Genomic DNA, 14187 nt, shown 5'->3' with positions numbered 1-14187 from the left:
TACACGATCGAGCGACTATTAGAAATTAAAACGCCCGGTACTCAGTTATTCTTTGCACCCTGCGCAATCCAGTGTTCAATCAATGCAATCTTGTCGGCACTGAGTGGATCTTTTTTGTGCGGCATCTGAATTGATTTGTCCACTTCACCGGAAACCAAACGGTAAAGACTGCTGGATAGCGGATCACCAGCAACCACGACCGGGCCGAATTTCGTGCCCTTCATCAACGATTCATAAGACTCAATAAAAAATCCGCTGGTCTCGTAACCCTTGCCGCCTTTCAAATGACATTCAATGCAATTGGTATCAAGCAAGGGTTTAATGTCGTTTTTAAAACTCACCGTCCGTTCGTTACAGCCCGCAATAAAAAGCGCCAATGGAAGACCAACAGCAATAACTTGCAGATATTTTTTCATACCTTCCTCTTCGTAAAAAACCCAGTTTTAATACTGGGAAAAAATAAGCAATGACCGTATCACGGTCGGTTCTTTTTAATACACAAATACTGGTTTTCAAATCAGGATTTTGAGTACTTATGATTGAAAATCAAGTCTCTGTGGTTACTACTTTTATTCCAATGAGTGCACGCACTGGTGCAAAACTTCGCCGATGATGCGGGCACACTCCTAACGTTTGCAATGCCGCTAAATGGGTGCGCGTCGGATAACCCTTGTGTTGCGCAAAACCATAGCCGGGATATTCCGCATCCAATGCAATCATCAATCGGTCTCGCGCTACTTTCGCTAAAATCGACGCAGCGCCAATTGCCGCAATTGAACCGTCACCACCCACCACTACCTGCGCTTCACAACCGAAATCTGGACAGCGATTACCATCAACGAGAACACGCTGCGGTGGTACGGTCAACGCTGCCACCGCCCGCTGCATCGCCAGCAGCGAGGCTTGTAAAATGTTAATACGATCAATCTCTTCCACGCTTGCCCATGCCACTGCCCACGCCAGCGCCCGCTCCTGAATAACTTGCTCAAGCGCAGTGCGACGAGTTGGACTGAGTTTTTTGGAGTCATCAATTCCCGCAATCGGGCGACGCGGATCGAGAATCACTGCTGCTGCACTCACCGGCCCAGCGAGCGGTCCGCGCCCTGCTTCATCGACTCCGGCAATGAGCAGCACATGTTCATTCATATCATTCTTTTCCAATTAACTTCATTATTGCACTGGCTGCAGTTTGCGCAGCATCACGGCGCAATTCGCTATGAATACGTCCGTAATCCGCTTGAATTGCTGCCACCCGTTCTGGGTGATCGAGCCAATCCAGTAATGCAGCTGCCAGCACCTCAGCACGGCATTGTGCTTGAATAAACTCCGGCGCTAATGCCCGTCCCGCCAATAAATTCGCCATTGCAATAAATGGAACCTTAATTAAACCTAGGCGTTTAATTAATTGATAAGTTAATGGATGAACGCGATAAGCAACCACCATCGGACGTTTAAGCAACAGCGTTTCTAAAGTCGCAGTTCCCGACGCAGTGAGCACACAATCCGCAGCAGTAATTGCTTCTCGACTGCGCCCATCTAACAGCGTTACTGGTAAATGCGGTGCACGTTGCGCCAATTCTTTAATAAATAACTCTCGCAAGGTGTTATTCACCAGTGGAACCACGAAATGCAGATTTGGACGCATTAAATAACAGCGATGCGCCGCATCAATAAAGGGCGCAGCCAATCGCCGCATTTCACTGATTCGACTGCCGGGCAATAACGCAATCACCGGATCGGCGAGAGACAAATTCAATGCGCCTCGCGCTGCATCACGATCAACAATAAAAGGAATCTGATCTGCAAGTGGATGACCAATTGCAATTGCGGGAATATGATGGCGTGTCAAAAAAGCGGCTTCAAATGGAAATAGACACAACATTAAATCAACTGCGCGGCGAATAGTTTTTACCCGCCCAGCACGCCACGCCCATACAGTTGGACTGACTACATGCACTGTTTTAATTCCCGCTTCGCGTAGTTGCTGCTCTAAATACAAATTAAAATCTGGGGCATCAATACCAATGAATACTGCTGGGCGATTAGCGAGAAAGTAACGCTTCAAAGTACCACGCAATTTTAATAATTCCGGCAAATGTGCGAGCACTTCGGTTAATCCCATTACCGATAAACGCTCCAACGGCAATAAGGTTTCACAACCAGCCGCTTGCATCTGTGTTCCCGCAACACCAATAAAACGTGCATCTGGAATATGCTCACGCAGCGCCCGCACTAACGCTGCACCAAGCAAATCGCCAGAGGTTTCATTGGCGATAATTCCTATTAACATTAGCGCACAATCCCGCGCTCACTAGCCGCAATGAAATTAATAAAAATATCCAACTCTGGCGTTGCATCAACCATATTTCGAATTTGTTCAAGCGCCATATCGCGTTTTAGATCAGCCATATAAAATAGTCGATATGCACGTTTGATTGCTTGAATTGTTAGAATAGAAAAATCGCGGCGGCGTAATCCTTCGGCGTTAATGCCACGCGGCACAGCAGGATGACCACTGACAATAACATAAGGCGGCACGTTTTGATTTAATACCGTGCCCATTGCGCAAAAACTATGCGCTCCAATTCGACAAAATTGGTGAACAATAGTAAAGCCGCCAAGAATCGCCCAATCTTGAATTTCAACATGACCACCAAGTGACGCAGCATTCGCCATAATCACTTGATTACCAATTCGACAATCATGCGCAACGTGGGTATACGCCATCAATAGATTATCGTTACCAATTTTAGTAATTCCTTGATCTTGAACGGTTCCACGATGCAGCGTTGTAAATTCACGGATTTGATTGCGATCGCCAATTTCCAGCAAAGTCGGTTCACCCTGATACTTTTTATCTTGCGGGTCTTCACCAATAGATGCGAATTGAAAAATTCGATTATCACGACCAATACGTAAAGGACCGCGCAATACGGAATGAGAACCAATACGCGTACCTGCGCCAATTTGCACACCTGCACCAATAATTGCAAAGGCTTCAATCTCAACTTCAGCATCTAATTCAGCTGCTGAGTCAATGATTGCTGTAGGGTGAATCAAGCAGTGAAATCCCGTGCAGTACACATAATTTCAGCGGTAGCCACCACACGATCATCAACACGTGCTTCAGCATCAAATTTCCAAATTCCACGCCGTACTGGACCGAGTTTTACTTCCATGAATAGTTGATCGCCGGGCTCAACGGGACGTTTAAAACGTGCTTTATCAATACCGACAAAATAATAAAGTTTATTGCCAACTTCTTCCGGGCGTGAAGCCATAGCTAATAGCCCGGTTGCCTGCGCCATTGCTTCAATAATCAGAACGCCAGGCATGACTGGTCGTATTGGAAAATGCCCAGTAAAAAAAGGTTCGTTATAGGACACATTTTTAACCGCAATCAAATAATCATTGATTTTAAAATCAACAACTTTGTCAACTAATAAAAAAGGGTAACGATGCGGTAAAAGACTAAGTATTCTGTGAATATCCATCGTATTTACAGTACTTTCTGCGCAACTAATCTCTTGATTAGAATCAGTTGCAACTGAATGTGATCCATCCATTATGAGTTCTCCTGCGTTGTCATTTTTTTCATTGTTTCAATCCACGCTTCAAGGAATTTTACTCGTCGTATCAAGCCATCAAGTTGTTTAAAGCGCATCGCATTACGTCGCCATTGCGTGTTTGGCATTGCCGGAATTCCGCTACTGTATAAACCCGGTTGATGAATAGAACTGGTAACCATACTCATTCCAGTAAAATGTACTTGATCGCCAATTTCTAAATGTCCTGCAATTCCCGTCGCACCGCCGATGGTGCAATTACGACCAATGTGCGTCGAACCAGCAATTCCAGTATTGCCAGCAATTGCAGTATTGTCGCCAATTTCAACGTTATGCGCGATTTGAATATGATTATCCAATTTAACTCCATTGCCAATGCGCGTGTCACTCAAGGTGCCGCGATCAACCGTAGTGTTTGCGCCAATTTCAACATCATCACCGAGCACCGCTAGACCCAATTGCGGAATACGAATCCATTGTTCTCCATTACGCGCAAAACCAAAACCTTCACGCCCAATGACTGCTCCCGGATGTAATAATGCCCGCTTACCAATTCGTGCACCGCTACATAATGTAACTCGCGCTATTAAACGGCTATCCTCGCCAATTTCAACTCCGGCACTAAGAATGCAACCGGGTCCAATAAATACTCGCGCTCCAATTACTACATCAGCTTCAATAACTACCAGCGGACCAATCCAAGCGGTTGGATCAATTTGTGCGCAAGAATCAATTACCGCTGTTGGATGAATACCGCTATTGATTGGTGGATCAGGATGTAATAAACGCGCTGCCTGTGCAAAACTCAGATAAGGATTTTTACTGATTAAAACAGGCATCTTTGCAATCGCTGCATCGGCTTCCGATACAATGACCACGCCAGCCTGTGTTTTATTCAGCGTATTGCGATGTTTTGCATCACCAATAAATGCAAGGCTATGTGCATCGGCATTATTTAATTGTGCAACCCGCGAAATCTTAATTTCAGGATCACCGCGTAGCGTGACGTTTAGCTGTGCGGCAAGTTCTCTAAGGCAGATTTCCACGTTTTCAGGGCTCCAGCGTTGTATCAGTCAAAGCAAATGCAAATGATGACTATTTTTTATTAAACTCTTGTTTCAATCGTTCAATCACAAGATCAGAAATATCAATACGCGGATTAGAATAAACTAATCCTTCACTGAGGATTAAATCAAACTTTTGTTCTTTTGCTAATTCAACAACAACTTCGTTGACCTGCCGACCAAGTTTAGTACGCAACTCATTTTGGCGCAGTGCAAAATCTTCTTGAAATTCATCGCGGGCATATTTAAGTTTACGGGTACGGCTACGAATATCATTTTGCAATCGCTGAATTTCACTTTCACTCATTAACGCGCCGTCATGTTCCAATTTCTTTTGTAGTGATGCAATTTGCTCTTGTTGATTGCGTAAACCACGCTCTCGATCCTCAACTTCATGCTGTAAAGCATCACGCGCCGCTTCATACTGTGGTGATTGTTCAACGACACGATTCGGATTAACTACTGCAATACGATAATCAGCAGCAAGCGTTGCGCGTTGACCGAGTAACGCACACAATAACAGACCAGAGATAATCAGCGTTTTGATCATATTTAACCTCATATTATTCAAAAGGTTTGACCAAATCCAAATTGGAATACTTGTGTATCATCGCCATCTTTTTCATTGAGTGGATATGCAAGGCTAATGGAAAGTGCTCCCACAGGTGAGAGCCAAGTGAATGACATTCCCGTTGAGTAACGCAAATCACTGAAATTAAATCCAGTATTTGTTAATAAACGGGAATCTTCCATTGCCCACACGGAGCCGAAATCTAAAAAGGCTCCTAATCGTACTGATTTTTCAAACTCACCACCGACGGGTGCTGGTGCAAATAATTCAAAGCTACCAGACATTTTTAAATTGCCACCAATAGGGTCATCAGTTTGAATCTCGCGGGGTCCAATTGAATTAGCGACCCAACCACGAACAGAACGTGGACCACCGGCATAATAGTTTTCAAAGAACGGTAAATTGGTGGTTTCACCGTAACCATCGCCATAAGCGAAATTTCCGGTCAATGAAAAAATAAACCGCGACGTTAATGCAACATAGCGTTGTTCTTGATAGTTAACTTTGTAGTATTGTAGCGCACTTCCGGGCACTGCTATTTCAGCAGCAAGCGTTCTTAATCCGCCTTTCGTGGGAAAAATAGCGGTGTCACGAGTGTCGTTTGAATAACTTGCTGATATTAAATAATCGCTAAACCGCCGTCCATTATCTAAAACAAATTGTTCGGCAATACTCGAATCACCAGCAGTAAAATCCGTATATTGATAGCGAAAACCTAGTCCAGCACGACTATTATCTGCAATGGGCAATCCAAAATTCATTTCGGTTGTTCCCACATTTGACGAATAATTTGCGCCAATCAACTTGCTAAAATCTGTTTCTCTATAAGATGCGTTGAATCCGCGACTAATTCCATCAATCGTATAATATGGATTGGTATAACCAATCTGATAAAGACTGGTTGAGGAGCTGGTATTAAACGCCATTGCAACTCGTTTGCCGGTTCCCAGAAAATTGTTCTGAGTAATACTCGCATTCAGCAAAATACCCTGCGATTGCGAGAAGCCAATGCCAGCAGCAAGATTACCCGCCGGTTTTTCTTTAACGGTGACATCAATATCAACTTGATCTGCTGATCCGGGTACTGCTGGAGTCGCAATAGCAACATCTTCAAAATAACCAAGACGTTGCAGACGTTCGCGGGATTTGCGTACTAAATCTGCTGAAAACCATGCTGTTTCCAATTGGCGCATTTCACGGCGCAGCACTTCATCGCGGGTGCGTGTATTACCTTTCATATTCAAACGGCGCACATAAACGCGCTTGCCGGAATCAACAAAAAAGGTCACAGCAACCTGATGTGCCGCTTCGTTAATTTCAGGAACTGTATTCACATTCGCAAAAGCATAGCCCTCGTCGCCGAGTAAACCAGAAATACGTTCGGCGCTTTCGGTAGTTGCTTTACGCGAAAAAAAATCGCCGCGTTTGAGTTGAATTAACGGGAATAAGCGTTCAGCGGGAACTGAAGGATCACCAGCAAGTTTAATATCGCTGATGGTAAATGCTTGACCTTCGTCAATCACAATTGCAATGTAGATTTCTTTTTTATCAGCACTGATAGAAACCTGCGTTGATTTAATGTCAAATTTAATATAACCGCGATCTAAATAAAACGACCGCAGTGTTTCTAAATCGCCAGCCAGTTTTTGTTTTGAATACTGATCATTTTTTGAATAAAAAGAGTTCCAGCGTGTGATGCCAAGTTTGAATTTTTTGCTGAGTTCTTCAGTGGTAAAGGCTTGGTTGCCGATGATATTGATCTGTTTAATGCGGGCAGTTAAACCTTCAATGACATCAATGTGAATTGACACACGATTGCGTTCTAGTGGTGATATGGTGGATTGAATGAGAACGCCATATTTGCCGCGTGCGAAATACTGCCGTTCTAATTCCTGCTCAATGCGATCCAGCACCGAGCGATTGAATACACGACCTTCTTTAAGACCAATATCCGCTAATGCAGTATTGAGTGCCTCGGTTTCAATGTCCTTATTGCCAACGATTTTAATTTCTGCAATTGCCGGACGCTCGCGCACCCATAACACCAAAACATTTCCGTCACGCTCAACCCGCACATCATCAAAGAATCCGGTTTTATACAGCGCCCGAATAATGCCACCAGTGACATCTTCCGCAACGGTATCGCCAACTTGTATAGGGAGATAATTAAACACCGTGCCGGGCGCAATACGCTGTAATCCTTCAACGCGAATATCAGCAATCTGGAATACTGCGGCAGCAGCAAATTGTGGTAACGCGGTGATAACGATCAATAGCAGCAATAACTGTTTGGTCTTGCTGCAAAAAATCTGAGCTATCGGTTGCACGATAGAGTCCTCGTTGAAGGTGCGGCAATAGAGAAGATCAACTGAAATCAATCCAATAGTCGGACAATATCAGCGTAAAATGCGAGTACCATTAACGCTGCCAATAGAACAAAACCCACGGTTTGTGCGTGCTGTTGAATGGTTTCAGACACTGGACTGCCTTTAATACGCTCAATGAGAAAATATACCAAATGACCGCCATCAAGTACCGGCATAGGCAACAAATTCAATACGCCCAAACTAATACTCACGACCGCTAAAAACTTAATGAACGCATCAAAACCAGAGCTGGCAGTGCGCCCAGCAATTTCGGCAATGGTGATTGGACCGCTCAGATTTTTCACTGACGCTTCGCCGGTCAGCATTCGCCCCATGACCCGCAGCATCATCACGCTCATGTCCCACGTTTTGCCGACCGCCTGACCCAGCGCCTCACCTGCGCCGTAGCGCACAACTACTTGATAGTCATCCATCAACCCATCAGGCACTGCAACGCCCGCGCCAATGTGTCCGCTCACCTTGCCGTCAACTTCGTTTGCTTGCGGCGTGACCGTTAGCGTGGTGCGTGAACCATCGCGGCGTTCAACTTCTACCGCAATCGCTTGACCGGGGTGCTCGCGCACCAGCGTCACCCAATCTTTCCATAATTCAATCGGTTGACCGTTGGCAGTGCGCAGATGATCGCCAACGGCAAATCCCGCTTTCTCTGCCGCTTCGCCGGGCACTAATTCACCAATGACAGCCGGCAGTTGCGGACGTTTCGCCGTCAACCCGAGCCGATTGAGCAAATCCGGTTCCTCTGCCAATGCCGCGAGTTCCACGCCGGGCAGCCAGCGGGTTTGCTCCAAATTGCTGGCGTCGCGCACCCGCACCGGCAAATCTGCGCCATCCAGCGCATCCACCGCAAAAGCAAACAGCGCCGTTTCCCAACTTCGCGCCGGTTGTTCGCCAATCACCAGCAATTCATCGCCAGATTGAAAACCCGCATTTGCGGCAATTGATTGTGGCGCGACCGTGCCAATAACCGGTTTTAAACCGAGATCGCCGACCATGAAAATTGCCCAATACGCGATAATTGCAAATAGCAAATTAAAGAGTGGTCCAGCGAATACAATTGCCGAACGTTTCCATACTGGCTGGCGATTAAATGCGCGATCTAATTGATGCGCTGGCACTTCGCCTTCGCGCTCGTCGAGCATCTTGATGTAGCCGCCGAGTGGAATCGCGGCCAGCACATATTCGGTGGTCTCGGGATTGCGCTGCCATGACAGCAATGTCGGGCCGAAGCCAATTGAAAAGCGTGTCACCATTACGCCCAAGCGCCGCGCTACCCAAAAATGTCCGAATTCGTGCACCGCAATTAAAACGGTCAGCGCAATGATGAACGCGGCGAGAGTGAATAACAGGTTGTCCGTCACGCTAAAACTCCTCGGTTGCGTACTAATTGCTCGGCCTGCGCACGGGCGCGGCGGTCAACATCTAATAGAAAATCAACATCTTGTCCTTCAACCGTTTCATACGGCAGTGCATCCAAAGTGCCACTGACCACTGCCGCAATGCCCGGCAAATCAATCTGCCGTTCTAAAAACGCAGCAACCGCAATTTCGTTGGCAGCGTTCAGAATCGCTGGCGCAGTGCCGCCGGTTTGCGCCGCTTGAAACGCCAGCGCCAAACAAGGAAACCGTGCTAAATCAGGCTCTTGAAAATCTAATCGTCCGACTGAGAACAAATCCAGTGGCGCTACGCCAGAAGCAAAGCGTTTCGGCCACGCCAGCGCGTGGGCAATCGGCGTGCGCATGTCGGGATTGCCGAGCTGCGCCAGCACCGAGCCATCCTGATATTGCACCAGCGAATGAATCACGCTTTGCGGATGAATGACGACCTGAATGTGATCGGTGTCCGTGCCAAACAGCCAGCAGGCTTCGATGACTTCCAAACCCTTATTCATCATCGTGGCGGAATCGACCGAAATCTTGCGCCCCATCGCCCAAGTCGGATGCGCGCAGGCTTGCTCCGGCGTCACGTTCGCCAATTGATCCAACGGCCACTCGCGCAGCGGCCCGCCCGATGCAGTGAGCAAAATGCGTTCGACGCCGACTGCCTCCAATCCGGTGGCGAAATTGGGCGGCAGGCATTGGAAAATCGCGTTGTGTTCGCTGTCGATCGGCAGCAATTCCGCTCCGCTGGCGGCGACTGCCTGCATCAACAACGCGCCAGCCACGACTAGCGATTCTTTATTGGCGAGCAGCACTCGTTTTCCGGCATGAGCCGCCGCGAGCGTGGGGCGCAATCCCGCTGCGCCGACAATCGCGGCCATCACGTAATCGGTTTCTGGCAACGCAGCGACCTGTTCCAAACCGGCAACGCCACTCAGGATTTCTGGGCGCTGCGGCATATCGGCGAGCTGTTCACGCAATTGTGCGGCAGCATTCGGATCGACCATCACCGCAAATGCTGGGCGATGTTCACGACATTGTGCGGCCATGCGCTCAACATCCTGATTTGCCGTCAGCGCCACCACGCGAAACTGCTCGGCATGTCGCGCCAGCACATCCAAGGTGCTCACACCGATGGAACCCGTTGAACCCAGTACGGTTACACCTTTCACGACGTTACTCCGAATTAGGAAAAAACCCAGATCATGCCCAGCGCAAACAGTGGCGCGGCGGCGGTCAGGCTGTCGATGCGATCCAATAAACCGCCGTGACCGGGCAGCAGATCGCCGGAATCTTTCAATCCGCGCTGGCGCTTGAGCAAACTTTCGTACAGATCGCCAACGACGGAAATCACCACGCTGGCGCTGCAAATCATCAGCACGCGAATACTTTCCACCACATCGAGCTTCAACCACAGCGCCAGCGCTACGCTACAAATCACCGCACCAGCCAATGCGCCGTAAACGCCAGCGCGGGTTTTGCCGGGACTGATGATCGGCGCTAATTTGGTGCGTCCCCAGCGTCGCCCAGCAAAATATGCCAGTGAATCGGCGCTCCAAATCAGAATCATCAAAAACAGCACCAGCAACGATCCGACGACCGGCAGTTGATGCAGTGCCACCAATGCGATCCACGGCACAACTAAAATCACCAAACCAACCAATAACAATTCTGGTTGCAGCCCGCTCTGCGGCGTGATGTCGCGCACCTGCGTTAGCAACAGCATTTGTCGCGCCCACCACAGCAAGCCCAGCGCCAGCAATCCCATTTGAAACTCTGGGCGGAACCAGCACAGCGTCATCACTGCCGCGAGACCAAAGAGATACAGCGTCCGCAATGCCGGCTGCGTCAATCCCGCCAAGTTGCACCATTCCACTCCAGCCAGCAGCAGCACCAGCGCCATGCCGATGGCAAATACTGGCGTCGGCAGCCACAGAATCGCGGCGATAACCACTGCGCCCAATATCAGCGCAGTGCGGAGGCGTAACAAAATCCCGCCCTGCCCGCCTTTTTCCAAGGGGGGAGAATCAGAAAGCCCTACTTTTGCAACGGGCGAGGTGTCAAGCCCCCCTTTGGAAAAGGGGGGTTGGGGGGATTTTCCTAACGAATCATTTGCTTCGGTCATTGAATGTCACCCACGATTCAATTTGTTCACTGGTGCGCCCAAACCGCCGTTGCCGATTGGCAAAATCGTCGAGCGCCGCGCTAAACGCCGTTTCATTGAAATCTGGCCACAGAACATCGGTGAAATACAGCTCGGCATACGCCGATTGCCACAGGACAAAATTGCTCAACCGCTGCTCGCCGCCGGTGCGGATGAACAAATCAGGATCGGGAATATCGGGAAAAGACAAATAAGCAGCGAGCGTGGTTTCATCAAGTAAATCAGGATTTAATCGCCCTGCTTGCACGTCAATCAGCAAGCGGCGCATCGCTTGGGTAATGTCCCAGCGTCCGCCGTAGTTGGCGGCGACTTGCAACAACAGTGCGGTGTTGTGGGCGGTGAGTGCCTCGGCGTCGGCAATGCGCCGCTGGAGTTTTTCAGGAAAGGCGCTGCGTTCGCCGATGATGCGCAGGTGCACACCGTTTTCGTTCATGCGCCGGACTTCGCCGCGCAGCGCAGTCATAAACAGCTCCATCAGGATGTTGACTTCGCTGCGTGGGCGCTGCCAGTTTTCGCTGCTAAACGCAAAAATGGTGAGCGTCTTCACGCCGCGCCGGAGGCATTCATCGACCACGGCACGAACGCTTTTTACGCCCTCACGATGACCAACGGTGCGCGGACGTCCGCGCAGTTTTGCCCAGCGACCATTGCCATCCATGATGATCGCTACATGCCGAGGAATGGAGCCGTTATGCTCGGCGGTAACGGAAACAGCGGGAGTCGCAGTGTCCACAAGCGTATGAATTAACTTTGAAAAGTAGGTTTAGATCGACATTAAATCTTGTTCTTTGTCGGCCAGCACTGCATCGACATCCTTGATCGACTGATCGGTTAACTTCTGTACATTTTCCTGCCCGCGCCGCTCGTCATCTTCAGAAATCATCTTATCTTTGACCAACTCTTTGAGATCGTGATTGGCGTCGCGGCGAATGTTGCGAATGGCAACCCGCGTCTGTTCGGCTTCGTGGCGAGCGACTTTGATGAGATCGCGGCGGCGTTCCTCAGTCAACGCCGGCAGCGGCACCCGAATCACTGTGCCAGCCGTGTTGGGATTCAAACCGAGGTCTGACTGCATGATCGCCTTTTCGATCGCCTGCACCATGTTCTTTTCCCATGGCACGACCGCGAGCGTCCGCGCATCTTCAGCGTTGACGTTGGCAACTTGGCGAATCGGCATTTCCGAACCGTAGTAGGACACCATGATGTGATCGAGCAGCGACGGATGCGCCCGTCCGGTGCGAATCTTCGCCAACTCGTGCGTCAAGGCTTCGATGCTTTTGCCCATGCGCAGGGCAGCGTCTTTCTTAATATCTTCAATCATCTAAAAATTCTCGCTGACAACGAGCGAACCAATGTCCTCACCGCGCACCAAACGCAGCAAGGCTCCCGGTTCATTGATGTTCATCACCCGCAATGGCATCTGGTGATCCCGACATAACACGATGGCGGTGGTGTCCATGACTTGCAGCGCCTCGCGCAGCACTTGATCGTAACTGATGCGGGAATAACGGATTGCGGTCGGATCGCGCAGCGGATCGGCGGAATAAATCCCATCAACCTTGGTAGCCTTGATGAGCACGTCTGCGCCGATCTCAATTGCTCGCAAACTCGCGGCAGAATCGGTGGTGAAAAAGGGATTGCCGGTGCCGGCCGCGCAAATCACCACGCGCCCTTTTTCCAGATGCCGCAGCGCCCGCCGCCGATCATAACTTTCACACACCTGCGCCACTGGCAATGCCGACAGCACTCGCGCTGCAACGTCCAACCGCGCCAGCGCGTCCTGCATTGCCAACGCATTCATCAGCGTCGCCAGCATTCCCATGTGATCGCCGGTGACGCGATCCATGCCCCGCGCTGCCAAACCTGCGCCCCGAAACAGATTTCCGCCGCCAATCACCAGCGCCACTTGCACGCCCAGCGCCAGCAGATCGCGGATGTCTCGCGCATACCGGTCGAGCACATCGGGATCAATGCCGTCAGTTCCCGCGCCCATCAGCGCCTCGCCACTGAGTTTGAGCAGAATGCGACGATAAACAGCGGGTTGTGACATTGACGATGACCTCGTGGAAATGAAAGCGTGAACGCCGCTGGCGCTGGTTCGATTAGCTGCCGCGCACCTGCGCCATGACTTCCTCGGCGAAGTTTTCGGTTTTCTTTTCAATCCCTTCGCCGACTTCAACCCGCGCAAATGCCAGCACCTTCGCGCCAGCCTGCTTAACCAGTTTCTCAACCGACTGTTCAGGGTCTTTCACGAACGGCTGACCCAGCAGCGTGACTTCTTCCAGATATTTGCGCATCCGTCCGTCGATCATTTTGTCCACGATCTCCGGTTTTTTGCCGCTATCCAGCGCCTGCGCCCGGAAAATTTCCTTTTCCTTTTCAAGCGTTTCTGCCGGAACCTGCTCGGCACTGAGACACAGCGGATTGCTGGCGGCAACGTGCATGGCAATGTCACGCCCCAGCGTCGCGTCGCCACCTTCCATTTCCACGACCACGCCGATGCGAACACCGTGACGATAGCTGTGCAATGCGCCGGTCGCGCTCTCGAACCGCAGCAACCGCCGCACTTGAATGTTCTCGCCGATCTTGGCAATCAACGCTTCACGTGCTGCGCTGACGGTCATCGCTGGATCAGTGACCAGCGGCAATGTCACCAGCGTCTCAACATCAGCGGCAGTGCTTGCCAACGCAGTCGCAGTGACGGCTTCGGCGAAAGCAACGAAACCAGCGTCTTTGCCGACGAAATCGGTTTCGCAATTCACTTCTACCAGAACGCCGTGTTTTTGATCGGCAGTGATCTGAATCATCACCACGCCTTCAGCGGCAATGCGCCCGATTTCTTGGCGGCCCGTGCCTGACCGGATTTGCGCATGGCTTCAATCGCAGCTTCGATGTCGCCATTGGCTTCAACGAGGGCGGTTTTGCATTCCATCATGCCGACGCCGGTGCGCTCGCGCAGTTCCTTAACCATTGCGGCTGTAATCGCCATGTTTCACCTATCTAAATGTTTGACTGCATTTTAAATCCCCCCAACCCCCTTTTTCAAAGGGGGCTTTTCT

At 50.0% G+C, this 14187-nt stretch carries 14 protein-coding genes and 1 pseudogene; all 15 read right to left on the bottom strand.

What is annotated here, in order from left to right; genetic code table 11:
• Window positions 1-41 precede the first annotated feature (41 nt).
• A complete protein-coding gene (locus CXB77_RS14210; RefSeq protein WP_105072402.1) occupies window positions 42-416 on the bottom strand; it encodes a c-type cytochrome domain-containing protein in 375 nt (124 codons plus the stop codon).
• Window positions 417-546: 130 nt separating this feature from the next.
• On the bottom strand, window positions 547-1146 hold the full coding sequence (rnhB, locus tag CXB77_RS14205) for a ribonuclease HII (RefSeq protein WP_105072403.1): 600 nt from the start codon (window positions 1144-1146) through the stop codon (window positions 547-549).
• A 1-nt stretch (window position 1147) separates the two neighbouring features.
• Entirely contained in the window at window positions 1148-2290 is a 1143-nt protein-coding gene (gene lpxB, locus CXB77_RS14200) for a lipid-A-disaccharide synthase (protein WP_105074415.1), read from the bottom strand.
• The gene (lpxA, locus tag CXB77_RS14195) at window positions 2290-3060 is read right to left on the bottom strand and encodes an acyl-ACP--UDP-N-acetylglucosamine O-acyltransferase (RefSeq protein WP_105074414.1); all 771 of its coding nucleotides are present in this window, start codon (window positions 3058-3060) and stop codon (window positions 2290-2292) included. The genes lpxB and lpxA overlap by 1 nt, the downstream gene beginning before the upstream one ends.
• Entirely contained in the window at window positions 3057-3566 is a 510-nt protein-coding gene (fabZ, locus tag CXB77_RS14190) for a 3-hydroxyacyl-ACP dehydratase FabZ (RefSeq protein ID WP_105074413.1), read from the bottom strand. The genes lpxA and fabZ overlap by 4 nt, the downstream gene beginning before the upstream one ends.
• Window positions 3566-4612, bottom strand: coding sequence for a UDP-3-O-(3-hydroxymyristoyl)glucosamine N-acyltransferase (gene lpxD, locus CXB77_RS14185; protein ID WP_105074412.1), 1047 nt, complete (start codon window positions 4610-4612; stop codon window positions 3566-3568). The genes fabZ and lpxD overlap by 1 nt, the downstream gene beginning before the upstream one ends.
• A 49-nt stretch (window positions 4613-4661) precedes the next feature.
• Window positions 4662-5180, bottom strand: a complete 519-nt coding sequence (locus CXB77_RS14180) for an OmpH family outer membrane protein (RefSeq protein ID WP_172452683.1) — start codon at window positions 5178-5180, stop codon at window positions 4662-4664.
• A gap of 17 nt (window positions 5181-5197) precedes the next feature.
• Entirely contained in the window at window positions 5198-7483 is a 2286-nt protein-coding gene (gene bamA, locus CXB77_RS14175) for an outer membrane protein assembly factor BamA (protein ID WP_431520751.1), read from the bottom strand.
• A gap of 92 nt (window positions 7484-7575) precedes the next feature.
• Window positions 7576-8946, bottom strand: coding sequence for an RIP metalloprotease RseP (gene rseP, locus CXB77_RS14170; protein WP_105074410.1), 1371 nt, complete (start codon window positions 8944-8946; stop codon window positions 7576-7578).
• Entirely contained in the window at window positions 8943-10136 is a 1194-nt protein-coding gene (ispC, locus tag CXB77_RS14165; RefSeq protein WP_105074409.1) for a 1-deoxy-D-xylulose-5-phosphate reductoisomerase, read from the bottom strand. Before ispC ends, rseP begins: the two co-directional genes overlap by 4 nt.
• A gap of 14 nt (window positions 10137-10150) precedes the next feature.
• Complete coding sequence (locus CXB77_RS14160) at window positions 10151-11089, bottom strand: phosphatidate cytidylyltransferase (protein ID WP_105074408.1); 939 nt, start codon at window positions 11087-11089, stop codon at window positions 10151-10153.
• Entirely contained in the window at window positions 11073-11861 is a 789-nt protein-coding gene (locus CXB77_RS14155) for an isoprenyl transferase (protein WP_105074407.1), read from the bottom strand. Before CXB77_RS14155 ends, CXB77_RS14160 begins: the two co-directional genes overlap by 17 nt.
• A gap of 30 nt (window positions 11862-11891) precedes the next feature.
• A complete protein-coding gene (gene frr, locus CXB77_RS14150; protein ID WP_105074406.1) occupies window positions 11892-12449 on the bottom strand; it encodes a ribosome recycling factor in 558 nt (185 codons plus the stop codon).
• Entirely contained in the window at window positions 12450-13178 is a 729-nt protein-coding gene (pyrH, locus tag CXB77_RS14145) for a UMP kinase (RefSeq protein WP_105074405.1), read from the bottom strand.
• Window positions 13179-13230: 52 nt separating this feature from the next.
• Window positions 13231-14117, bottom strand: a pseudogene (gene tsf / locus CXB77_RS14140) (translation elongation factor Ts).
• Window positions 14118-14187: the final 70 nt, after the last annotated feature.

This window comes from Chromatium okenii (assembly GCF_002958735.1).
Lineage (GTDB): Bacteria > Pseudomonadota > Gammaproteobacteria > Chromatiales > Chromatiaceae > Chromatium > Chromatium okenii_A.
This window is presented reverse-complemented; position numbering and strand designations above follow the sequence as displayed.